Below are 20241 nucleotides of genomic sequence, written 5' to 3' on the forward strand. Positions count from 1 at the left end.
CCCGGGTGCTTCGCGCACGTGGGATTCCGGCCGAGTGCGAGGAGTTGGACCAGCGTGTACCACCACTCAGGAAACGTTGCCCGTCAGGCAGGCGGCTCCGCGGCGGGCGTGCTCGATCCCGGCACGCGGGACACGGACAGCATCCTCTTCCAGCGCTGCACCTGGTGCGGCACCGCGATGTACCACCGGCTGCTGTGCCCGGTGTGCCAGGGCAGCGACCTGCGCACGGAGCGCAGCGAGGGCGTGGGCACGGTCCGCCACTCCACGGTGGTGCACCGCAACACCCCCGCCGCGCGCAACGTCTCGCTGGTGGAGATGGCCGAGGGGTTCGTCGTGCGCGGCCGGGTCATGGGCCCGCCGATCGGCATCCACAGCGGCGACCGGGTGCGGCTGTCCACCGCGAAGGACCCGGTCCGCGGCGAGCCGGTGTTCCAGCTGGTCGACGAACCCTACCGGGCCTGGACCTGACGGCTGGTCAGTCCGGCGCCGGCGGTCCGGCCGCGGCCCTGAGCGTGCGGCTGCGGCCGCGGAACTCGGCGATCACCTGGTCGCCGCGCCGCACGGTCACGTCGGATGTCCCGCTGCGGCCCGAGAGGGTGCGTTCCTCGGCCACCGCCGTCAGCACGTCGCCCTCGTGGGCGGGGGCCACGAAGCCGATGCCGGCGCCGGCCGCGACCGTGGCGGGGCCGTGACTGTTGCAGGCGCAGGCGAACGCGGCGTCGGCGAGCAGGAACAGGCATCCGCCGTGGGCGGTGCCGTGGCCGTTGAGCATCCGCGCGGTGACCGTCATCCGCAGCACGGCCCGGCCCGCGGCGTGCTCCAGCAGCTCGATGCCCATGCGCTCGGCCGCCCGGTCCGCGTCGAACACACGCCGCGCGGGGTCCTCCCCCGCACCCTCGTCCCGCCTCACCGCTGCCCTGCTCCAGACACCCGGCAGTCCTCCCGGTGGTACGTCGTCGTCGCGCGGCTGGGGGCCGCGGGTGTCTAGGGCTGGACCGTCAGCCGGATGCCGACGGTTCCGTCCAGACCCCGGCGCAGCCGGCTGCCGAGGAGGGTGAGGCGGCCGAGGACGCCGTACTTGCGCCGGATCAGCTCGCGGTAGCGGGCGAGGGTCGCCTCGTCGGTGATCTCCGCGGTGGCGGGGATCTGCGGGCCGGTCGGGTTGCCGCGCACGTCGCAGGGGCCGACCAGGACCTCCGGGCGGGCCCTGATCCGTTTCACCTTCCAGGAGTCGGCGGTCGTCCACACGCCGAGCGTGTCGCCGTCGCGCACCACCCACACCGGGGTGGCCACCGGGGTGCCGTTCTTCCGGTAGCTGGTGACCAGCAGGTACTTGCCCTCACCGAGCCGCTTCAGCGGTGTGTCGTCCATGACAGGAGTCTAGGCAGTGCGGACGCCGGCGACTCGGCGCGCCCGCCGTCCGCGGCCGTGCGCGAAGCCGTGCGCGGCTGCGCGGGCCGTGCGCGGCTGCGCGTGCGTGCGCGTGGCTGCCTCAGCCGAGTGCCGCGGCCATCCGCCGTACGCCCTCGGTGAGCACCTCCGGGGAGGTCGCCAGGTTCAGCCGCGCGTGCCCCGTCCCGCCGGTGCCGAAGAGGATGCCCGAGTTGAGGGCGACCCGGCCGCGCTCCAGGAAGACGTCCGCCGGGTCGTCGCCGAGGCCCAGCGCACGGCAGTCGAGCCAGGCGAGGTAGGTCGCCTCGCCCGGCCGGTGGGCGATCGCGGGCAGGTGCTCGGCCAGCAGGGCGGTGAGCAGGCGCCGGTTGTCGTCGAGGCCGGCGAGCAGCGCGTCGAGCCAGACGGTGCCCTCGCGCAGGGCCGCGGTGTGGGCGATGACGCCGAGGTGGCTGGGCCCGTGGCCGACCTCCTCGGGCATCCGGGCGAGGTCGGCGGCGGCCGCGGGGCCCGCGATCGCGAGCGCGGCCTTGAGTCCCGCCAGGTTCCACGCCTTCGACGCGGACATCAGCGACAGTCCGTTCTCGGCGCCGGGCACGCTCAGGTACGGCACGAAGGCGAAGCCCGGTGCGGTGAGCGGGGCGTGGATCTCGTCGGCGACCACGCGCACGCCGTACCGGTCGGCGAGAGCGGCGACGGCGGCCAGTTCCCCGGCGGTGTGCACGGTGCCGGTCGGGTTGTGCGGACTGCACAGCAGGAACGCGGCCCGGCGTCCGTGCGCGGTCGCCCGCGCGAACGCGTCCCGCAGCACGTCGAGGTCGATGCGCCCGTCCGCGCCGAGCGGCGCCTCGGCCACCCGCCGGTCCATGTGCTCGACGAACTGGAAGAACGGCGGGTACACGGGCGGGTTCACGATCACCGGATCGCCGGGCCCGGTGACCAGCTTGATCATCTCGACGACGCCGAGCATGACGTCCGGCACGACGGCCGTGCGCTCCACCGCGACGCCGTCCCACCCCCACCGCTTGGCGGCGAACCCCGCGAGCGCCTCGGCGTACCCGGTGCCGGCCGGATAGCCGGTGTCCCCGAGGGCGAGCGCCTCGGTGACCGCGCGGACGACGGGCTCGGCGAGCGGGACGTCCATCTCGGCCACCCACATCGGCAGCACGTCGGCGGGGTGGGTGCGCCACTTCATGCTCGTACGGCGCCGCAGTCGGTCGAGGGAGAGCACCCGCAGGGGATTCGGTTCACCGGCCGGTTCGTGCGGGATCCTGGTCATGAGGCTCAAGATAGGGGGCTGCGGCGTGAGCGGGAACGACGCGTACGGACCGCCGGTCGCGCCTGCGCGGGACGCCGGTGTCCTGGAGGTCGCCTGCGACGAGTCGGGCTCCGACGGGGAGAACCTCACCGGCGGGAACACCGACGTGTTCGCCCACGCCAGTGTGCGGCTGACCGTGCCGGAGGCGGCCGGGCACCTGCGGGAGATCCGGGACCGGATCCGCTCTCCCGCGGAGGAGTACAAGGCCGGCCATCTGCTGCGGGAGAAGCACCGGGCGGTGCTGGAGTGGCTGCTCGCGCCCGGCGGGCCGATCCACGGCGCCGCGCATGTGCACCTCACGGAGAAGTCGTTCTTCGTCGTGGAGCGGACCGCCGGTCTGCTGCTGGGCGACGGCGGGCCGGCCCTCCCCCTCTTCCGGGCCGGACCGCGGGTGTTCGGCGACGTGCTGTGGCGGGACTTCCTCGACGCGGCCAACCGCCTGCTGCGCGTGCGCAACGGCGGGGAGCCCGTCGACGTGTTCTTCCGGGCCGTCGGCCTGCTGCGCCGCGTGGAGGCCGGTGCGGAGGCGGCGGACGTCCTGGAGCGGTTCGCGGCGGCCCGCGGGCACGCGGAAGCCCACCGGGCCGCGATCCTCGCCGGGCGGCCCCTGATCCCCGTCCTGAATCCGCTGCTGCCGTCCATCGTCAGGACGGCCGCGTACTGGACCCGGGGCGGACGCCGGGTCCGTCTGGTGCACGACCGGCAGAACCTGCTGACGCCGGACCGCATCGCGTGGATCGAGGAGACGGCCCGCGGGTCCGGGATCACCCTCGACGGGCTGCGGCTCGTGGCCGCCCGGGAGGACCCGAGGGTGCAGCTCGCGGACTTCCTCGCCGGGATCGCCCGCAAGATCGGCTCCGACGAGCTGCACGGCCGGGCGGACCCCGCGCTGACCTCGCTGCTACGGCCGTACGTGGATGCGGCGTCGGTGTGGGGCGACGAGCGCAGCCGGGCGCCGCTCGTCGGGCGGTCCGCCGGCCCGGCGCCCTCGGCGGATCCCGACCGTGCCGTCCGGATGGCCGGCCGACGCGGTGGCGCACCGCTTTCCGCTCCGGCGCCACAGCATCCGAGCCGGCCCGGAACTCCTGTCGCCGCGAAGCGTGGAGAGGACCGTCCGCGCGGTGAACGCGGGCGGGCCCGGCCTCGTATGGAGTGAGGGCGCTCGACGACCGGAGCGCTCCGCGGGGATACCGCGCTGTTCGGGGTTTCGGGAGCCAGGCATGAGGCACGCACGACGACGGATCGTCCGGCGAGTGGCACGGCTGGCGGCCGTCGGCGGACTTCTGCTGGGCGGGGGCATGGTGGCGCAGGCCGCCATGGCGGGGGAACCCGCCGGCACGTCCGCGGTTCCCCTCAGCGCGGCCCGGTCGTCGTCGGGCACGGGTGCCGCGCTCGTCGCCGAGCTGGGTGCCTCCCGCACGGCGGGCACCTGGATCGGCGCGGACGGCCGCCCGGTCGTCGCGGTGACCGACAAGGCGGCGGCCGCCCGGGTGGAACGCGCCGGAGCCACGGCGACGATGGTGCGGCACAGCATGAACGAGCTGAAGTCGGCGACGGCGACGCTGCGTTCGGCTCCGCGCGTGGCGGGCACCGCGTGGGTGCTCGACTACCGGTCCAATCGGGTCGTCGTGCGGGCGGACAGCACCGTCTCGGCCGGTGACTGGTCGCGGATGACCCAAGTGGCTTCCGGCATCGGCAGTTTCGTCCGCATGGAACGCAGCCCCGGGAAGTTCACGACCCGCCTCAACGGGGCGCAGCCGATCCTGTCGACCACCGGTCGCTGCTCGGCGGGCTTCAACGTGACGAACGGGCAGAGCGACTTCATTCTCACCGCCGGGCACTGCGGACCCGCCGGCTCCCTCTGGTTCGCCGACGACCAGGGCCGGCAGCAGCTCGGCAAGACCGTTCAACAGGATTTTCCCGGCAGCGACTTCTCGCTGGTGCAGTACGCGAACGGTTCGGCCGGCCAGGGCGCGGACGTGGTGGCGATCGGCAACGGCAACGGGGTGCGGATCACGGGGGTGGGCGATCCGGCCGTCGGACAGCGGGTGTTCCGCAGCGGCAGCACCAGCGGTCTGCACGACGGCCAGGTGACGGGCCTCGACGCGACGGTCAACTACCCGGAGGGCACGGTCACCGGGCTGATCGAGACGAACGTGTGCGCCGAACCCGGCGACAGCGGCGGCCCGTTGTTCTCCGAGGGCATCGCGCTGGGCGTGACCTCGGGCGGGAGCGGTGACTGCACCACGGGCGGCACGACGTTCTTCCAGCCGGTGACGAAGGCGATGCAGGCGCTCGGCGTCCAGCTGATCGTGTCCAAGCAGGCGGCCTCCGGGCAGGGCGCCTCCCCGACGCCCGCGCCGTCCGCCTCCGCGACGCGCAGCGCGATCGCACCGGGCGCCGCCTCGCCCGGCTCCTCCGCACCGGCGACGGGCACCGCGGCCGGTTCCACGCTGCTGGCCCGCCTGTCCGACCCCCGGAACATCGGGCCGGGTCTGCTGGTGGTCGCCGGCAGCCTGATCGCGCTGGCGGCCACCCGCTACCTCCGCGCCGAACAGGACCGCAAGGCCTACCAGCGGTACTACTCGGCGACGTGGGGCTGAGGCGTCCGGCCGCGCCGCCCCCGGCGTCAGCCGACGGTCAGCAGCACCGTCGCCACCGCGCCCAGCAGGCCGCCCAGCCGGCCGAGGAGGGTGACGGTGACGACGTGGGCACGCCGCGACAGCAGGCCGCCGGTGAAATCGACGACGCCGTGGCAGACGGCCGAGGTCGGTGCGAGGAGGGCGCCCATCGGTTCAGGGGCGCCCCGGGACGGCGCGTCGACGCGTGAGCGCCTTCAGCGGGCGTTCAGGCCGCCTTCACCGGGTGCGGGGCCGCCACGGCGGCCCACTCCAGGACGAGCCGCTGGTATTCCTCGCGCTGCTCGACGCTCAGTGTCCCGCCCGACCGGCGCCAAAGGGCCCGGATCTCCTCGTTGACCTCGTCCGCCGAACGATCGGAAACAGGTTCAACAGTGGTGGACATGGTGTGAAGCATACGGGGGCTGCCGTGAAGACGGTGCGAATAATAGGGAATAAATCCGGCATTTAGGACCGTGGCGCTGATCACGTCGTGTCAGGGGCCGTCGGCATGAGCGGCACGACAGGCCCGAGGGCGGCCACCGGTTCCCCGGTGGCCGCCCTCGTCTCCCGGCGACTGCCCGCGGCTGCCGCCGGGGGCTGCTGCCGTCAGGTGCCCGGCTTGCGGCCGTAGACGAACACGTCGTCGCCGGTCTTCAGCAGCGACCAGTACTTCTTCGCGGTCGTCGTGGTCATGTTGACGCAGCCGTGCGAGCCCGGCGGGTTCCACATGCTGAGGTTGACCGAGTGGAAGGCCTGGCCGCCGTCGAAGAACTGGCTGTAGGGCATCGGCACGTTGTAGATGTTCGAGACGTGGTCGATGTCCCGCCAGTAGATCTTCTTCAGGCCGGTGCGGGTCTCGTACCCGTCGCGGCCGGTACGGACCGGGACGGGCCCGTAGACGAGCTTGTTGCCGTCCTGGATCCAGCTGAGCTGGAGCGAGAGGTTCACGCAGGCGATGCGCCCCTTGTTCACCGGGCACTTGCCGGCCTTGTTGGGGTTGCTGCCGACGGCCTTCTGCTTGTTCATGAGATCCATCACACCCCAGGTGACGGACCCCGCGTAGCCGATGTTCGGCGTGATGCCGTGCTTGTTCTGGAAGGCCTGGATGGCCTTGCAGTCGGTGGACGACTGCTTGCCGTCCACGGTCAGGCCGAGAAACTTCTCCACCTGCTTCTGGTACGGACCGGTCTTCGTGGTGCAGCTCGTGGCCGCCTGCGCCGGCGCGGTGCCCAGCGTGAGCGCGAGCGGCGCGACCAGCCCGCTGATCCCGAATGCGACGGCTGCCCGTCTGCCTATGCCCCCCATGGCGGCACGTTCCCTTCCTGAGTGGTCCTTGTCACTTACCTGGACCATCCACCCAGGCAAGAGGTTGCGGACCACCGTAAGCTGCGACGAAACGGTGACCAAACCAGGCCCCACGACGGCGCCGGTCACCGATCAGCCGGGTGGACGACGCTGTGGGTCACTCCCCCTGGATCCCGTCGCGCTCTCCGGTGACCTGGTGAAAGCCCGTGTTGACGGCGGTGAGGCCGCCGTCGACCACCAGCGAGGTGCCGGTGATCCAGGCCGCGTCGCGGGAGGCGAGGAAGGCGACGGCCGCGGCGATGTCCTCCGGTTCGCCGATTCGCCCCAGCGGGTACAGCGGGCGCAGCGCCTCGAGGTGGTCGTCGCGTCCTTCCCACGCCGAGGTGCGCACGGTGCCCGGCACGACGAGGTTGACCCGCACTCCGCGGGCGGCCGCCTGCCCGGCCAGGGTGCGGGTCAGGGAGCCGAGTCCGGCCTTGGCCGCGCTGTAGGCGTGGCCGCCGAAGTCCTGCAGGCCGTTGACGGAACCGATGCCGACGACCGCGCCGCGACCGGAGGCGGCGAGGTGCGGGAGGGCGGCGCGGCAGCAGCGGTAGGCGCCGGTGAGGGTGACGTCGAGGTCGCGGGCCCACGCCTCGTCCGTCCCGTCCTCGAACAGCGGGGTGTCCGGCGTGCAGTTGGCCGCGCTGTTGACCAGGACGTCCAGTGACCCGAAGGCGTCAACGGCGTGGGCGACGGCCGCCTCCACGGACCGCCGGTCGGCGACGTCGCACGCCAACGCCTCGACGGCGAGCCCCTGTTCGCGCAGCGCGCCCGCGGTCCTGGCCGCCTCCGCGCCGTCCGCGTCGGTCGCCAGCACCCGCGCGCCCTCCGCGGCGAACCGCCGGGCGACGGCGGCGCCGATGCCGCGGGCGGCGCCGGTGACGAGAATTCCGTACCCCTCGAAACGCTTGGTGTCAGCCATGCGCCGACGCTACTCCCCAGGCGATCAAGAGGGCAGGTAGCGTGCGCCGCATGTCCGCGTTCATACAGCAACTGCCCGCGCTCATCGGCGTGGTGATCGGTGCGCTCGGTTCGTACGTGGTGGTCGTGCGCGGGGATCAGGCAAGGTTCCGGCGGGAGCAGGCCGCCCGCTGGGAGGAGCGTCGTTACGCGGCGTACGCCGACTGGGCGCGGTCGTTGAAGCAGACCGTCACGCTGAACTACCGGCTGGCCGCGCACTTCGGGAACGATCCCCATCCGCACCCGCTGTCGCCCGAGGAGGCGAAGCCGCTGCTGGCCGAGGCGCAGACCGCCCGGGACCCGCACGGGGAGGCGCTGATCCTGCTGGGCAGCCCCGGCGTGGTGGAGAAGGGCCGGGAGTGGGTCGTCACGGTACTGGAGATGGAGGCGTTCCTGCGGGAGGGCCGGCGGGACCCGGGGGGCTGGCAGGTGCTGCTGGACCGTCAGCGCGCCGGGCGCGAGGCCTACTACGCGGCCGTGCGGCAGGATCTGGCCCTGCCGCCGGGCCACTCGGCGCGCTGGCCGCTGCCTCCTGCCGCCCGCCTCTGACGGGTCCTCGGTCACCGGCCGCCGACCGGTCCCGCCCGTGACCGGTCCAGCTCCCGACCGGTCCAGCTCCCGATCGGTCCCGCCCCCGATCGGTCCCGCCCCCGACCGGTCCAGCTCCCGATCGGTCCCGCCCCCGACCGGTCAGCGGTAGCCGGTCACGTCGGCCGGTCTGCCCGCGTCCTGCACCTCGACCAGGTACCGCCAGGCGTCCGGGCGGCTGCCGTCGAGGTCCGTGAAGCCGTAGACGCGGGCGAGCCCCCCGCTGGAGAGGGATTGGCCGTTGAAGCGGGCCGCGTCGGGGTCGGCGGCGAGTGCGGCGACCGCGCGCCCCACGTAGCGCGGGGTCTCAGAGATCGCGAAGTGCGGGACGCGTTCGAGGGCGTCGCGCCAGTTGTCCTCGCCTACTCCGAAATGGTCGAGCATGATCTCCGAGCGGAGCCAGCCGGGCGTCAGGGCGACGGCGGTCGCGCCGCGCGGGCCGAGTTCGTGGCCGAGGGCGAAGGCCATGCGCAGCACGGACGCCTTGGCGAGGTCGTAGAAGAAGGAGACCCGGTAGGTGTCGCGGTTGTAGTCGGCGGTCCCGTCGGTCATCTCCACGACCAGGCCGCCCGGCCGGCGCAGCAGCAGGGGCAGGGCGTGGTGGCTGGTGATCGCGTGGGTCTCGACCGCGAGCCGCAGCAGCCGCAGCCCCTTGTCGAGGTCGTGCTCCCACACGGGCCTGTCCCACTCGAAGAGGTTCTCGCCGCCCCAGATGTCGTTGACGAGGACGTCGAGGCGGCCCTGCTCGTCGTCGACGCGGTCGACGAGGGCGCGGACCTGCGCGGGGTCGAGGTGGTCGGCGGGTACGGCGATGCCGTGGCCGCCGGCCTCGGTGACGAGGTCGGCGGTGTCCTCGATCGTCTCCGGGCGGTCGTACTCGGAGCGGTGCGCGCGGGTGCTGCGCCCGGTGACGTAGACGGTGGCGCCGGCCGCGCCGAGTTCCACCGCGATCCCGCGCCCCGCCCCGCGCGTCGCCCCGGCGACCAGCGCCACCCTGCCCCTCAGCGGTCCGGACATGCCCGGCCTCCCGTTTCCTCGTGACTGTCGTCCGCACTGCCGTGCGGGCTCGCGGTCGAGGGTGCCGGGAAAGCCGGACACCTTCTGTCGGCTTTTCGCAGGCGGTTTTCCGCAGGCGGCTTTTCGCGGAACGGGTGCGGTGCGCCGGGCCGGTCAGTGGCCGCGGTCGATCCACTCCTGCAGGTGCGGGGCCTCGGCGCCGATGGTGGTCTCCTCGCCGTGGCCGGTGAGGACCCTGGTCTCGGGCGGCAGGGTGAGCAGGCGGTCGCGGATGGAGTCGATGATGGTCGGGAAGTGGGAGAAGGAACGCCCGGTCGCGCCCGGGCCGCCCTGGAAGAGGGTGTCGCCGGTGAACACCGCGCCCAGGCGCGGGTCATAGAGGCAGACGGCGCCCGGCGCGTGCCCGGGGGTGTGCAGGACGGTGAGGTCGGCGCCGGCCGCCTCGATGACCAGGCCGTCGCGCAGGTGGGCGTCGGGGTCCCGGTCGGGGTGGGTCTGCTTCCACAGCGGCAGGTCGTCGGGGTGCAGCCAGATGGTGGCGCCGGTGCGGTCGGCCAGGGCGGGGGCGGCGTCGATGTGGTCGTTGTGGGCGTGCGTGCACACGATGGCGGTCAGGCGCCGGTCGCCGACGGCCTCGGCGATGGCGTCGGCGTCGTGCGCGGCGTCGATGACGACGGCCTCGTGGTCGTCGCCGACGATCCACACGTTGTTCTCGACGTCCCAGGTGCCGCCGTCGAGCGTGAACTGGCCTGAGGTGACGAGGCGTTCGATGCGCGCGGCCATCACAGCACCACCACCGAGCGCAGCACGTCGCCGTGGTGCATCCGCTCGAACGCCTTCTCCACGTCGGTGAGTTCGATGGTCTCGGTGACGAACGCGCCCAGGTCCAGGCGTCCTTGCAGGTGCAGGTCGATGAGCATCGGGAAGTCGCGGGAGGGCAGGCAGTCGCCGTACCAGGAGGACTTCAGCGCGCCGCCGCGGCCGAAGACGTCCAGCAGCGGCAGTTCCAGCTTCATCTCCGGGGTCGGCACGCCGACCAGGACGACCGTGCCGGCCAGGTCGCGGGCGTAGAAGGCCTGCTGGTACGTCTCCGGGCGGCCGACCGCCTCGATGACCACGTCGGCGCCGAAGCCGCCGGTCAGCTCGCGGATCGCCTCGACCGGGTCGGTGGAACGGGAGTTGACCGTGTGGGTGGCGCCCATGGCGCGGGCGGTCTCGAGCTTGCGGTCGTCGATGTCCACGGCGATGATCTTCGCCGCGCCGGCCAGCCGGGACCCGGCGATCGCGGCGTCGCCGACGCCGCCGCAGCCGATGACCGCCACGCTGTCGCCGCGCCCCACGTTGCCGGTGTTGATCGCCGCGCCGATGCCCGCCATCACCCCGCAGCCCAGCAGGCCGGCCACCTGCGGCGCGACGGACGCGTCGACCTTGGTGCACTGCCCGGCCGCGACCAGCGTCTTCTCCGCGAACGCGCCGATGCCCAGAGCCGGGGACAGCTCGGTGCCGTCGGTCAGGGTCATCTTCTGCCCGGCGTTGTGCGTGTCGAAGCAGTACCAGGGCCGTCCGCGCAGACACGCCCGGCACTGGCCGCACACCGCACGCCAGTTGAGGATCACGAAGTCGCCCGGTGCGACGTCGGTGACCCCCTCGCCGACCGACTCGACGACGCCCGCCGCCTCGTGCCCGAGCAGGAAGGGGAACTCGTCGTTGATCCCGCCCTGCTTGTAGTGCAGGTCGGTGTGGCACACCCCGCACGCCTGCACCTGGACGACCGCCTCGCCCGGTCCGGGGTCGGGCACGACGATCGTCTCCACCCGCACCGGCTCGTTCTTGCCGGGTGCGATCACGCCGCGTACTTCCTGTGCCATGTGCTGAACCCTTCCGTGGGCCGATGTCCGTGCTTCCCGACCCTACGCGTGACTGATCGGTAACGGCACGGCGTGGAGCGCCGGCGGAGATCCCGCACGACCCGGGCGAGCGCCGCCCACGTAGCCTGATGCCTTCCGCCCGCCCGCCGAAGGAGTGCCGTGAGCATCGCAGAGGCCCAGCCCGGTCCGCCCGCCTGGCGGCTGCTGTTCGGATACGTACGGCCGCACCGGTGGGCCCTGCTGGCGGGTGCCGTGCTGTCGCTCGTGACCGGGGCCACCGGCCTGCTGCTGCCGCTGGTGGCCAAGGGACTGATCGACGACCTCTCCCACGACCGGGCGATCACCGGCGCGCTGGTGACCATGTCGGTTCTCGTGGTCGCCAACGCGGCGGTGGGGGCGCTGGGTTCGTACGTGCTGCGGCGCACCGCCGAGTCCGTGGTGCTCGGGGCGCGGCGGGCCCTGTCGTCGTACCTGCTGCGGCTGCGGGTCCCGGCCGTCGACCGCAGCGAGCCGGGCGACCTGATGGCGCGTATCACCTCCGACACCACCCTGCTGCGCCAGGTCACCACCGAATCGCTCGTCGGCCTGGGCACGGGCGGGCTGACGCTGCTGGCGACCGTGGCGATGATGGCGCTGGTGGACCCGGTGCTGCTCGGGGTCACCCTGGCCGTGATCCTGCTGGCGGGCACGGTGCTCGGGGTGATCGTGCCGCGCATCAACCGGGCCAGCCGGCAGGCGCAGGACGCGGTGGGCGTGATGGGCGCCTCGCTGGAGCGGATCCTCGGCGCGCTGCGCACGGTGAAGGCGTCCGGCGCCGAGCAGCGGGAGGAACACACGCTGCACGCGGCGGCCGAGGAGTCGTGGCGGCAGAGCGTGCGGGCCGCGAAGTGGTCGGCGGCGGCCGGCAACACGGCGGGACTGGCGATGCAGATCGCGTTCATCACGGTGCTCGCGGTGGGCGGGGCGCGGGTGGCGACCGGCTCGATCGACGTGGGCACGCTGGTGGCGTTCCTGCTGTACGTCTTCTACCTGATGTCGCCGATCCAGGCGGTGGTCGGGGCGGTCACCCAGTACCAGACGGGCGCCGCGGCCCTCGCCCGGATCCAGGAGGCGCTGCGGCTGCCCGCCGAGCCGGCGGCCGCCCCCGCGCCGCTGCCCACGGCGGACGCCGAGCCGGCCGCGGTGGCCTTCGACGACGTCCGCTTCCGGTACGCCGACGACCTCCCGTACGTCCACCACGGGGTGACGTTCACCGTGCCCGCCCGGGGGATGACCGCGTTCGTGGGCCCGTCCGGCGCGGGCAAGACCACGGTGTTCTCCCTCATCGAGCGGTTCTACGACCCCGAGTCCGGGACCGTCACCCTCGACGGCCGCGACGTCGCCGACTGGGAGCTGCCGCGGCTGCGTTCGGCGATCGGCTACGTGGAGCAGGACGCTCCGGTCCTGTCGGGTTCGCTGCGGGACAACCTGCTGCTCGGCAATCCGGAGGCGGACGACGGGGATGTCGCGCGGGTGCTGAAGACGACCCGCCTCGACGGTCTGGTCGCCCGGCTGCCGGCCGGGCTCGACACGCTGGTGGGACACCGGGGCACCAAGCTGTCGGGCGGTGAGCGGCAGCGCGTCGCCATCGCCCGCGCGCTGCTGCGCCGTCCGCGGCTGCTGCTCCTGGACGAGGCGACCTCGCAGCTGGACGCGGTGAACGAGGCGGCGCTGCGCGACACCGTGGCCGACGTCGCGCGGACCACCACGGTGCTCGTCGTCGCGCACCGCCTCTCCACGGTGACGATGGCGGACCGGATCGTCGTCATGGACGCGGGCCGGGTGCGTGCGGTGGGCACGCACCGGGAACTGGTGGCCGCCGACCCGCTGTACGCGGAACTGGCGGCGACGCAGTTCCTGGCGACGTCCTGAGGCTTCTCACGGCCCCGGCCGGCCGCCCGGACCGGGCGTGACCAGCGCATCCAGGCGCTGTCAGCCATGACGTCGCCGGCCTCGACGCCGTACTCGGCCTGGTCGCGGGTGAAGGTGGTCTCCATGCCCAGGACTGCGCCGGTGGCCGGGTCCATGATGAGCATCCGGCGGGCGCCGGAGGCGTCGTACACGTACGCCTGCCCGCGCCGGCCGAGCCGGTCGGTCACCCGGCCCGCCTCGAACTCGTCCGCTCCGGCCGGGGGCACACGGCCCGGCGTGCGCGTGAGGTGCGGGGCGAGGACGAGGAGAGGTACCGCGGCCTGCGGCGCCGCCTGCCGGCGGGCTGGCTGCTGGCGTGCGCCGCGGCCGTGGCCACGGCCGTGATCGTGGCGGTCGTGCTCCAGCCGTGCCGACAGCGCGGCGCTACGACAGCGCCCACTGCCTTCAGCATGCGAAGTGGCCGTTCTCCGGCGCGAGTTCGGCCTCCTCGGCCGGTCGGATGATTTTGTCGTGCACACAGTCTTGTGGAGCGGGGGTCCCCTTCCTTACTTTCCAGTAAGTACAAATCTGAACGTGCCTCATGTTCAGTGTGCAGCCGAGCCGCACTTCGGCATGCTCCCATCACCCCACTCCAGAGGAGAGAGCCGTCATGCCTGCTTTCAGAACCAGGCACCTTTGTTCCGTGGCCGCCGCCCTCGCGCTGACCGTCGCCGCTCCCGCCACCGCAGCCACGGCCGCCACGGACGCCTCCTCCGCCGGCCTGCGCGAGGTGATGTTCGTCGGCAACAACTGGGACGGAACCGCCGACGTCATCAAGTCCACCGGCGACTTCGCCAAGGTCGGCCGGATCAATGTCGTACCCGACAAGGCCCAGCGGATGGCGGAGATCAACGCCGATCCGATCAAGTGGATCTACTTCATGGCGATCCGCAACGGCGTCGGCGAGGGGCACGACCAGTTCGTCGACGACATGTACTCCACGCCGGACGGCAAGTCGGTCGTGGTGTCCCGGCCGAGTTTCGCCGACGTCGTGTCGATCGACCTGTCCACCGGGAAGATCAACTGGCGTTTCGCGGTGTCCGGTTACCGCAGCGACCACATGGCCGTCTCCCCCGACGGCACCCGGGTGGCGGTGTCCGCGTCGACCGCGAACACCGTGCACGTGCTGGACATCGCCACCGGCAAGCAGCTGGGCAAGTTCTCGACCGGCGACAAGCCGCACGAGAACATCTTCACCAAGGACGGCAAGTACATCTGGAACATGTCGATCGGCGACGTGAACACCTCGCTCGACGACCCGTCCGCGGACTGGACGAAGGGCGACCGGCACATCACGGTCGTGGACGCGACGACGTACAAGCAGGTCAAGGTCATCGACATGCGCGACCGGCTGGACGCCATCGGCCTGAAGAACTTCTCGGACGCGGTCCGTCCGGCGGTCTTCTCCCCCGACGAGTCCAAGCTGTACTTCCAGGTCTCCTTCTTCAACGGCTTCCTGGAGTACGACGTCGCCGCCGACAAGATCACCCGGGTGAAGACGCTGCCGAAGAACCCGGCGACCAGCGAGGACCGCACCACCTGGGTCAACGACTCGCGCCACCACGGCATCTCGATGAGCCCGGACGGCGCCAAGCTGTGCGTCGCGGGCACGATGGACGACTACGCGACGGTCGTCGACCGGGCCAGCCTCCAGGAGGGCGAGCTGGTGACCGCCTCCAAGCCGTACTGGGCCACCGTCAGCGGCGACGGCAAGGACTGCATCGTCTCCGAGAGCGGCGCCGACCAGGTCACCGCCATCGACTTCGCCACCGGCAAGAAGGTCCTGTCCGTCCCCGTCGGCGACCACCCGCAGCGGGTGCGCCTGGGCCACGTGCAGGCGGACTGGACGGGGCCGTCGGCGGGCTGACGAGCCGGCCGGCACGTGCGGGGGGTCCCGGGCCGGGCCCGGGACCTCCGTGCGTCAGAACCGCGCCGCCGCCCACGCCGACAGTTCCGACCGCGCCGCGCCCAGCAGGGCCGCCGACGGCGCGGAGGCGCCGTCGGTCACCAGCGCGTAGTGCAGAACGCCCGCGTCGGAGTCGGTGAGCAGCAGCCGCCGGCTGCCCGTGCCGCCCGGTTCCGCGGCGACCGCGACGGGGGTCGCCGCGGTGTACTCCGGCGGGGCGTACACCGTGCCCAGGTCGGAGACCACGGTGGTGGCGGACGTGGGGAACGACGCCGGCAGGTGCAGCTCGGTGGGCGCCGAGCCGCTGCCCGAGCGCCACACCAGCAGCCCGTACCGTCCGGATCCCACGAGCTGGGCCACGTTCGGCAGCGAGCTCGGCACCGGGTTCCAGGTCAGGGTCGTGGAGCCGTCGCGGGAGCGGTCCTCGTAGGTGAAGGCGGCCGTCGCGCCGGAGGTGGCGCTCGGGTAGAGCCGGTCCAGCAGCCGGGCGTCCTGACGCAGCGTCACGGCACCGGTGTCGTCGAGGCGGACGGCGGACAGGTCCTCGTCGTTCCAGGCGTCACCCGAGGTGAGCACCTTGCCGGAATTGCCGTTCATCAGCTCGTGGTGGCGTCCGCTGTAGATGTCCCACTGCCACTGCGTGCCGGAGAGCACCGGGCCGGAACCCGCCGGCTTCGACCACCAGCTCGCGCCCGGCACCCGGGAGTCGAGCGCCTGGTACATCGCCTTGACGACGGTCGGCGCCTTGTCCGAGACCGTGCCGCTGAGCGGGTGCCCGAACTCGCTGACCACCGCGGCCGTCCCGGCGGCCGCGGCGCGGTCCCTGACCGTGCCGAAGTCGCTCGTGTACTGCCCGTCGGCCGCCTTGCCCCACATCAGGATCCCGGAGATGGCCTTCTGGTCGTAGAAGTGGGTGTTGAAGACGTAGCGGGAGCCGAGCGTGCCGGCGTCGAGCAGCCCGCCCTCCTGCTTCTGGGAGTCGATGTTGGCGTTCCAGAAGAGGTTGGGCTCGACGAGGGCCGGCTTGTCCTGCCAGCCCGCCGCGTCCATCCGGGCCCGGAACCGCTGGTAGAAGGGCCACAGCAGCCCCTGCTCCCAGGCACGGCTGGTCTGGCCCGAGTCGTAGCTCCCGGCATACGGCTCGTTGTAGGGGTCGAAGCCGGCGACGCCGGCGAACTCCGCGTCGCTGAGATGCTGCTCGACGTACGCCATGACCGTCTGCGCGGTGGCGAGGAAGGCGTCCTGCAGGCCGTGGGCGTTGTGCCAGAAGTCGTACTGCGCCTGCTGCACGGCCTTGTTCTGGGTGATGTTCTGGCCCCAGAAGAAGCAGATGCCGCAGGACTCCTTGGGGTAGCCCCCGGCCGCCACGGCCCACTCGGGGGCGCCGTCACCGGTGTACCAGCTGCCCTCGTCGAAGAGATACCGGGAGTAGAGGTCCTGATGGAAGTCGGGGTAGACGCGGATGCCGGCGTCGAGGAAGGCGCGCATCTGGTCGGTGACGGCGGCCAGGTACGCGGTGTCGACCTGACCGCGTGCGGGTTCGGCGTGGGCCCACGACAGCAGGAAGCGCACCGCGTTGCCGCCTCCCAGGGCACGCAGCGCGGTCGCGGACTTCCTCGCGTCGGCGACGGAGGCGAAGGGCAGCCCGCCGTTCTCCTCCAGCTTGGTCTCGCCGGAGACGTTGTAGCCGCGCAGCACGATCTCGCGGCCGGTGCCGTCGACGAGACGGCCGTCGGCCACGGTCAGGGGCGTCCCGTCGAACCAGAGCGAGCCGGGAAGGCTCGCGGCGGCGGCGGGCGGCGCACCCGTCGCCGTGACGGCTGTGCACAGGACCACCAGAACGGCGAGCAGACGAGCGCATATGTTTGGCATGTCCACTACAGTCGAGCCATGTCCGGACACAGTCAACACTGCTGACTCCACGGTAAGTCCGGACCCGCCCGGCTACCCCGGGGGCAGCCGGTGCAGTTCCACGTCCGTGAGCCGGCCGTCGGCGACGGCGGCGGTCAGGTAGGTGCAGTGCGGCCGGCGCCGGCGGTCGGTCGGGGAGCCGGGGTTGAGCAGCCGCAGTCCGGTCGGGGCGGTGGTGTCCCAGGGGATGTGGCTGTGCCCGAAGACCAGCACGTCGAGGTCCGGGAACCGGGCGGCGCAGCGCGCCTCGCGCCCCCGCGCGGGTCCCGTCTCGTGCACGACGCCGAAGCGCAGGCCGCCGAGTTCGGCGTACGCCACCTCGGGCAGCCGTGCGCGGAGCTGCGGCCCGTCGTTGTTGCCGTACACCCCGACGAGCCGGCGGCTGAGGCCCTCCAGCAGGTCGAGGGTGGCCGTGTCCACCCAGTCCCCGGCGTGCAGGACCACGTCGGCGCGCGGGATCTCGGCGAGGAGCCGCGCGGGCAGCCGCTTCGCCCGCCTGGGGAGGTGGGTGTCGGACATCAGGAGCAGACGCACAGGCGCAGCCTAGGCCCGTCGTCCGGATCACCCCCGGCGCCGCGGCGGCGCGCGGCGGGTCCCCCGGTCGGGCGAGCGGGACGCGACGTCCCGGATACTGGAGTCTCCGGCCAGGACACAGGGCCGACGCGGCCCCGGCAGGCGCTCCCACAGCCGGTCCGGAGTGGGACGGGGCGCTCGGCGGAGTTAGCATCTGGCCACCCGTATCCGATCATTCACGGCGAGTGAACCGAGGGGGCTCGGAAGCCCGATGCCGGTCAAGGTCAGCGTCATCATCCCCGTGTACAACCCGGGGACCTACATCGAGGACTGCATCGACTCGCTGTTGAGGCAGTCGCTGCCACCCGACGAATACGAAGTGATCTTCGTCGACGACGGCTCCACCGACGGCACCCCGGCCCGGCTCGACGCGCTCGCCGCCGAGGAGCCCCGGGTGAGCGTCATCCACCAGGAGAACTCCGGCTGGTCGGGCAAGCCCCGCAACGTCGGCATCGCCGCCGCGCGGGGCGAGTACGTCATGTTCGTCGACAACGACGACCATCTGGGCCACGAGGCCCTGGAGCGGATGTACGACTACGGCGTCGCCAACGGCGCCGACGTCGTCGTCGGCAAGATGGCCGGCCGCGGCCGGGCCGTCCCGGTGGAACTGTTCCGCCGCAACCGGCCCCGCGCCTCCGTCGCCAACGCCCCGCTCATCGACAGCCTCACCCCGCACAAGATGTTCCGGCGGGAGTTCCTGGACCGCATCGGCCTGCGCTTCCCCGAGGGCCGGCGGCGGCTGGAGGACCACGTCTTCGTGGCCGAGGCGTTCCTGCGCGCGGACAACGTCAGCGTGCTCAGCGACTACGTCTGCTACTACCACGTGCGCCGGGACGACTCCTCCAACGCCGGCTTCCAGCGTTTCGACCCGGTCGGGTACTTCGAGAACCTGCGGGAGGCCCTGGACGTCGTCGAGCGGTACACCGAGCCGGGGCCGCTGCGCGACGGCCTCTACCGGCGCTGGCTGCGCGTGGAGATGGTGGAGCGGCTGCGCGGCCGCCGCTTCCTCGCCCAGCCCGACGACTTCCGGCGGGGGCTGTTCGAGGAGATCCACCACGTCGCCAAGGAACGCTTCGGCCCCGGCGTCGCCGCCGGACTGCAGCCCACGCAGCAGGTCGTCGCCGCGCTGATCGCCGCCCACCGCTACGACGACGTCGTCGCCTTCGCCGAGTGGGAGGCCGGCGTCGCCCTGTCGGCCGAACCCGCCCGCGTCGCCTGGGCGGACGGCACGCTGCGGATCGAGTTCGCCGCCGAGTTCACCGCGGGCGGCACGCCGCTGCTGTTCCCGGGCGGCGCGGCGCCCGCCCCGCTGGACGGCGCTCCGCTGGACGTCGCCGAGGCGATCGCCTGGGTGTGCGCGGACTCCTTCGCCCGGTTCGGCACGGCCACCGCGGACCTGCTGCTGCGCGAACGCTCCACCGCCGCCCAGTACTTCCAGCCCGTCGAGCTCACCCGGGAGATCGTGCCGGCCGGGGACGACGGCAAGCGGACCCGGCTGGTGCTGCGCGCGTCGGCCACCGTCGACCCGGCCGCGGCGGCGGGCGGCGAGCCGCTGCGCGGCGGGCTGTGGGACGCCCACGCCCGGGTGAGGCTGGGCGGCTGGACCAAGGAGTGCCGTGTCGGGCCGGGTCCGCGCAAGGCCCGCGCGGCCGCGCCGGCGGGTGTCGTCGCGGGCCGGGTCGTGCTGCCGTACTGGACCGACCGGCATGGCGACCTCTCGCTGGACGTCGACCGGGCCGGCAAGCGCCTGGGGCTCGACCGCCTCTCCCCCGACGACACCGTCGTCTCCGGCGGCAGGCTGCGCGCACCGGTGCCGCTGCACGTCCCCGGCGAGACCGCGGTGCTGCTGAGGTTCACCTCGCCGGACGCCTCCGTGGACGCGCCCGGCACCCTGTCACCGGCCCGGCAGGAGGCCCTGCTGGAGGCCGCGCTGCCCGTCGCGGAGCTCGGCGGCGCCACCTGGCGCACCACCCTGTGTCCGGCCCCCGACGCCGCCGAACCACGCTTCCTGCCCCTGCCGCTGTCCCTGCGCGGCGACGGCCGGTCGGTCGGCGTGGTGCGGACCCCCCGGCCCGGCGCCGTACGGCGGCTGGTCCGCGGGGCGCGGCGGATGCTCGCCGTCGCCCTGGGCAGGAAGCCGGACCGGAGCCGAGCGGGAAGGGCGTGACAGCGTGCGATCACTGGAGATGACCGGCGCGTGGGTGCTGGAGCCCAAGGTCTTCCCGGACGAGCGGGGCACCTTCCACGAGTGGTACCGCGGCGAGGAGTTCCGCGAGGCCACCGGGTACGACCTGGCGCTCGCGCAGGCCAACTGCTCCGTCTCCCGGCGGGGCGTGCTGCGCGGGGTGCACTTCGCGGACGTGCCGCCCGGACAGGCCAAGTACATCACCTGCGTGCGCGGCACCGTCCTCGACGTGGTCGTCGACCTGCGCACCGGCTCGCCCACCTTCGGGCGGTGGGAGGCGGTGCGCCTCGGCGACGGCACCCACCACGCGGTGTTCCTCGCGGAGGGCCTGGGGCACGCCTTCATGGCCCTCAGCGACGACGCGACCGTGGTGTACCTGTGCTCGACCGGCTACGCGCCCGAGCGGGAACACGGCGTGCACCCCCTCGACGCGGACCTCGGCATCGACTGGCCCGAGGGCGTCACCCCGGTGCTGTCGCCGAAGGACGCCGAGGCCCCGTCGCTGGCCGAGGCCGAGCGGACGGGGCTGCTGCCGTCGTACGAGGCCTGCCTCGCCCGGTACGAGGAGCTGCGCGGCAGGCCGTCCAGCGGCTGACGGCGAGCCG

At 73.0% G+C, this 20241-nt stretch carries 20 protein-coding genes and 1 pseudogene; 8 read left to right on the plus strand and 13 right to left on the minus strand.

From position 1 onward, the window contains the following. Positions 1–54 precede the first annotated feature (54 nt). Complete coding sequence (locus AB0G63_RS17090) at positions 55–468, plus strand: zinc ribbon domain-containing protein (RefSeq protein ID WP_360750609.1); 414 nt, start codon at positions 55–57, stop codon at positions 466–468. 7 nt (positions 469–475) lie between these two features. Here the strand turns inward: AB0G63_RS17090 and paaI are convergent, their stop codons facing one another. From paaI to AB0G63_RS17105, 3 genes are all read right to left on the minus strand, one after another. Further along, on the minus strand, positions 476–838 hold the full coding sequence (gene paaI, locus AB0G63_RS17095) for a hydroxyphenylacetyl-CoA thioesterase PaaI (RefSeq protein WP_360750750.1): 363 nt from the start codon (positions 836–838) through the stop codon (positions 476–478). Positions 839–984: 146 nt separating this feature from the next. After that, positions 985–1371 (minus strand): PPOX class F420-dependent oxidoreductase, encoded by a 387-nt coding sequence (locus AB0G63_RS17100; protein WP_360750611.1) that lies wholly within the window; start codon positions 1369–1371, stop codon positions 985–987. 121 nt (positions 1372–1492) lie between these two features. After that, a complete protein-coding gene (locus tag AB0G63_RS17105; protein WP_360750613.1) occupies positions 1493–2671 on the minus strand; it encodes an aminotransferase class I/II-fold pyridoxal phosphate-dependent enzyme in 1179 nt (392 codons plus the stop codon). Positions 2672–2696: 25 nt separating this feature from the next. Between AB0G63_RS17105 and AB0G63_RS17110 the strand changes: the two genes are divergently transcribed. Together AB0G63_RS17110 and AB0G63_RS17115 are read left to right on the plus strand one after the other, a co-directional pair. Continuing rightward, positions 2697–3866: a hypothetical protein gene (locus AB0G63_RS17110; RefSeq protein ID WP_360750615.1), complete on the plus strand. Its 1170-nt coding sequence runs from the start codon at positions 2697–2699 to the stop codon at positions 3864–3866. A 64-nt stretch (positions 3867–3930) separates the two neighbouring features. Beyond that, positions 3931–5313, plus strand: coding sequence for a S1 family peptidase (locus AB0G63_RS17115; RefSeq protein WP_360750617.1), 1383 nt, complete (start codon positions 3931–3933; stop codon positions 5311–5313). A 26-nt stretch (positions 5314–5339) separates the two neighbouring features. On the opposite strand, the gene AB0G63_RS17120 is transcribed toward AB0G63_RS17115, so the two are convergent. From AB0G63_RS17120 to AB0G63_RS17135, 4 genes are all read right to left on the minus strand, one after another. After that, positions 5340–5501, minus strand: a complete 162-nt coding sequence (locus AB0G63_RS17120; protein ID WP_360750619.1) for a hypothetical protein — start codon at positions 5499–5501, stop codon at positions 5340–5342. Positions 5502–5557: 56 nt separating this feature from the next. Then, positions 5558–5746 carry a hypothetical protein gene (locus AB0G63_RS17125; RefSeq protein WP_360750621.1) on the minus strand — a complete coding sequence of 63 codons (189 nt, stop codon included), beginning with the start codon at positions 5744–5746 and terminating at the stop codon, positions 5558–5560. Positions 5747–5937: 191 nt separating this feature from the next. Further along, the gene (locus AB0G63_RS17130) at positions 5938–6636 is read right to left on the minus strand and encodes a L,D-transpeptidase (RefSeq protein WP_360750752.1); all 699 of its coding nucleotides are present in this window, start codon (positions 6634–6636) and stop codon (positions 5938–5940) included. Between the two features lie 157 nt (positions 6637–6793). Then, entirely contained in the window at positions 6794–7600 is an 807-nt protein-coding gene (locus AB0G63_RS17135; RefSeq protein ID WP_360750623.1) for an SDR family NAD(P)-dependent oxidoreductase, read from the minus strand. Between the two features lie 50 nt (positions 7601–7650). On the opposite strand from AB0G63_RS17135, the gene AB0G63_RS17140 reads away from it, so the two are divergent. Beyond that, positions 7651–8187 (plus strand): hypothetical protein, encoded by a 537-nt coding sequence (locus tag AB0G63_RS17140; RefSeq protein ID WP_360750625.1) that lies wholly within the window; start codon positions 7651–7653, stop codon positions 8185–8187. A 141-nt stretch (positions 8188–8328) separates the two neighbouring features. Here the strand turns inward: AB0G63_RS17140 and AB0G63_RS17145 are convergent, their stop codons facing one another. The 3 genes from AB0G63_RS17145 to AB0G63_RS17155 all read right to left on the minus strand — a co-directional run bounded on the left by AB0G63_RS17145 (position 8329) and on the right by AB0G63_RS17155 (position 11111). Beyond that, positions 8329–9243 carry an SDR family oxidoreductase gene (locus AB0G63_RS17145; RefSeq protein WP_360750627.1) on the minus strand — a complete coding sequence of 305 codons (915 nt, stop codon included), beginning with the start codon at positions 9241–9243 and terminating at the stop codon, positions 8329–8331. A gap of 153 nt (positions 9244–9396) precedes the next feature. Continuing rightward, on the minus strand, positions 9397–10026 hold the full coding sequence (locus tag AB0G63_RS17150; protein ID WP_360750629.1) for an MBL fold metallo-hydrolase: 630 nt from the start codon (positions 10024–10026) through the stop codon (positions 9397–9399). Then, positions 10026–11111 carry an S-(hydroxymethyl)mycothiol dehydrogenase gene (locus AB0G63_RS17155; protein WP_360750631.1) on the minus strand — a complete coding sequence of 362 codons (1086 nt, stop codon included), beginning with the start codon at positions 11109–11111 and terminating at the stop codon, positions 10026–10028. The genes AB0G63_RS17150 and AB0G63_RS17155 overlap by 1 nt, the downstream gene beginning before the upstream one ends. Positions 11112–11270: 159 nt before the next feature. Here AB0G63_RS17155 and AB0G63_RS17160 point away from each other — a divergent pair, with 159 nt between their 5' ends. Next, positions 11271–13022, plus strand: a complete 1752-nt coding sequence (locus tag AB0G63_RS17160; protein WP_360750633.1) for an ABC transporter ATP-binding protein — start codon at positions 11271–11273, stop codon at positions 13020–13022. Positions 13023–13066: 44 nt separating this feature from the next. Here AB0G63_RS17160 and AB0G63_RS17165 read toward each other — a convergent pair. Beyond that, a pseudogene (locus tag AB0G63_RS17165) lies at positions 13067–13255 on the minus strand (hypothetical protein); the annotation flags it as partial. A gap of 416 nt (positions 13256–13671) precedes the next feature. Between AB0G63_RS17165 and AB0G63_RS17170 the strand changes: the two are divergent. Further along, a complete protein-coding gene (locus AB0G63_RS17170) occupies positions 13672–14928 on the plus strand; it encodes a YncE family protein (RefSeq protein ID WP_360750635.1) in 1257 nt (418 codons plus the stop codon). Positions 14929–14982: 54 nt separating this feature from the next. Here AB0G63_RS17170 and AB0G63_RS17175 read toward each other — a convergent pair whose 3' ends face one another. Together AB0G63_RS17175 and AB0G63_RS17180 are read right to left on the minus strand one after the other, a co-directional pair. Continuing rightward, positions 14983–16839, minus strand: coding sequence for a cellulase family glycosylhydrolase (locus AB0G63_RS17175; protein WP_360750637.1), 1857 nt, complete (start codon positions 16837–16839; stop codon positions 14983–14985). Positions 16840–16911: 72 nt separating this feature from the next. Beyond that, positions 16912–17412: a metallophosphoesterase gene (locus AB0G63_RS17180; RefSeq protein ID WP_360750639.1), complete on the minus strand. Its 501-nt coding sequence runs from the start codon at positions 17410–17412 to the stop codon at positions 16912–16914. Between the two features lie 250 nt (positions 17413–17662). On the opposite strand from AB0G63_RS17180, the gene AB0G63_RS17185 reads away from it, so the two are divergent. Together AB0G63_RS17185 and rfbC are read left to right on the plus strand one after the other, a co-directional pair. Beyond that, the gene (locus tag AB0G63_RS17185) at positions 17663–19618 is read left to right on the plus strand and encodes a glycosyltransferase family 2 protein (RefSeq protein ID WP_360750641.1); all 1956 of its coding nucleotides are present in this window, start codon (positions 17663–17665) and stop codon (positions 19616–19618) included. A 4-nt stretch (positions 19619–19622) separates the two neighbouring features. Continuing rightward, positions 19623–20231, plus strand: coding sequence for a dTDP-4-dehydrorhamnose 3,5-epimerase (gene rfbC, locus AB0G63_RS17190; RefSeq protein WP_360750643.1), 609 nt, complete (start codon positions 19623–19625; stop codon positions 20229–20231). Positions 20232–20241: the final 10 nt, after the last annotated feature.

It is taken from the genome of Streptomyces sp. NPDC020996 (assembly GCF_040641355.1).
GTDB lineage: Bacteria > Actinomycetota > Actinomycetes > Streptomycetales > Streptomycetaceae > Streptomyces.

Excerpts from the sequence above, each read along its gene's own strand:
- AB0G63_RS17140 (WP_360750625.1), top strand. The coding sequence starts at position 7,651 with ATGTCCGCGTTCATACAGCAACTGCCCGCGCTCATCGGCGTGGTGATC.
- AB0G63_RS17100 (WP_360750611.1), bottom strand. The coding sequence starts at position 1,371 with ATGGACGACACACCGCTGAAGCGGCTCGGTGAGGGCAAGTACCTGCTG.
- AB0G63_RS17175 (WP_360750637.1), bottom strand. The coding sequence starts at position 16,839 with ATGCCAAACATATGCGCTCGTCTGCTCGCCGTTCTGGTGGTCCTGTGC.
- AB0G63_RS17135 (WP_360750623.1), bottom strand. The coding sequence starts at position 7,600 with ATGGCTGACACCAAGCGTTTCGAGGGGTACGGAATTCTCGTCACCGGC.
- AB0G63_RS17120 (WP_360750619.1), bottom strand. The coding sequence starts at position 5,501 with ATGGGCGCCCTCCTCGCACCGACCTCGGCCGTCTGCCACGGCGTCGTC.
- AB0G63_RS17185 (WP_360750641.1), top strand. The coding sequence starts at position 17,663 with ATGCCGGTCAAGGTCAGCGTCATCATCCCCGTGTACAACCCGGGGACC.
- paaI (WP_360750750.1), bottom strand. The coding sequence starts at position 838 with ATGGGCATCGAGCTGCTGGAGCACGCCGCGGGCCGGGCCGTGCTGCGG.
- AB0G63_RS17150 (WP_360750629.1), bottom strand. The coding sequence starts at position 10,026 with ATGGCCGCGCGCATCGAACGCCTCGTCACCTCAGGCCAGTTCACGCTC.
- AB0G63_RS17155 (WP_360750631.1), bottom strand. The coding sequence starts at position 11,111 with ATGGCACAGGAAGTACGCGGCGTGATCGCACCCGGCAAGAACGAGCCG.
- AB0G63_RS17130 (WP_360750752.1), bottom strand. The coding sequence starts at position 6,636 with ATGGGGGGCATAGGCAGACGGGCAGCCGTCGCATTCGGGATCAGCGGG.
- AB0G63_RS17115 (WP_360750617.1), top strand. The coding sequence starts at position 3,931 with ATGAGGCACGCACGACGACGGATCGTCCGGCGAGTGGCACGGCTGGCG.
- AB0G63_RS17145 (WP_360750627.1), bottom strand. The coding sequence starts at position 9,243 with ATGTCCGGACCGCTGAGGGGCAGGGTGGCGCTGGTCGCCGGGGCGACG.
- AB0G63_RS17125 (WP_360750621.1), bottom strand. The coding sequence starts at position 5,746 with ATGCTTCACACCATGTCCACCACTGTTGAACCTGTTTCCGATCGTTCG.
- AB0G63_RS17105 (WP_360750613.1), bottom strand. The coding sequence starts at position 2,671 with ATGACCAGGATCCCGCACGAACCGGCCGGTGAACCGAATCCCCTGCGG.
- AB0G63_RS17170 (WP_360750635.1), top strand. The coding sequence starts at position 13,672 with ATGCCTGCTTTCAGAACCAGGCACCTTTGTTCCGTGGCCGCCGCCCTC.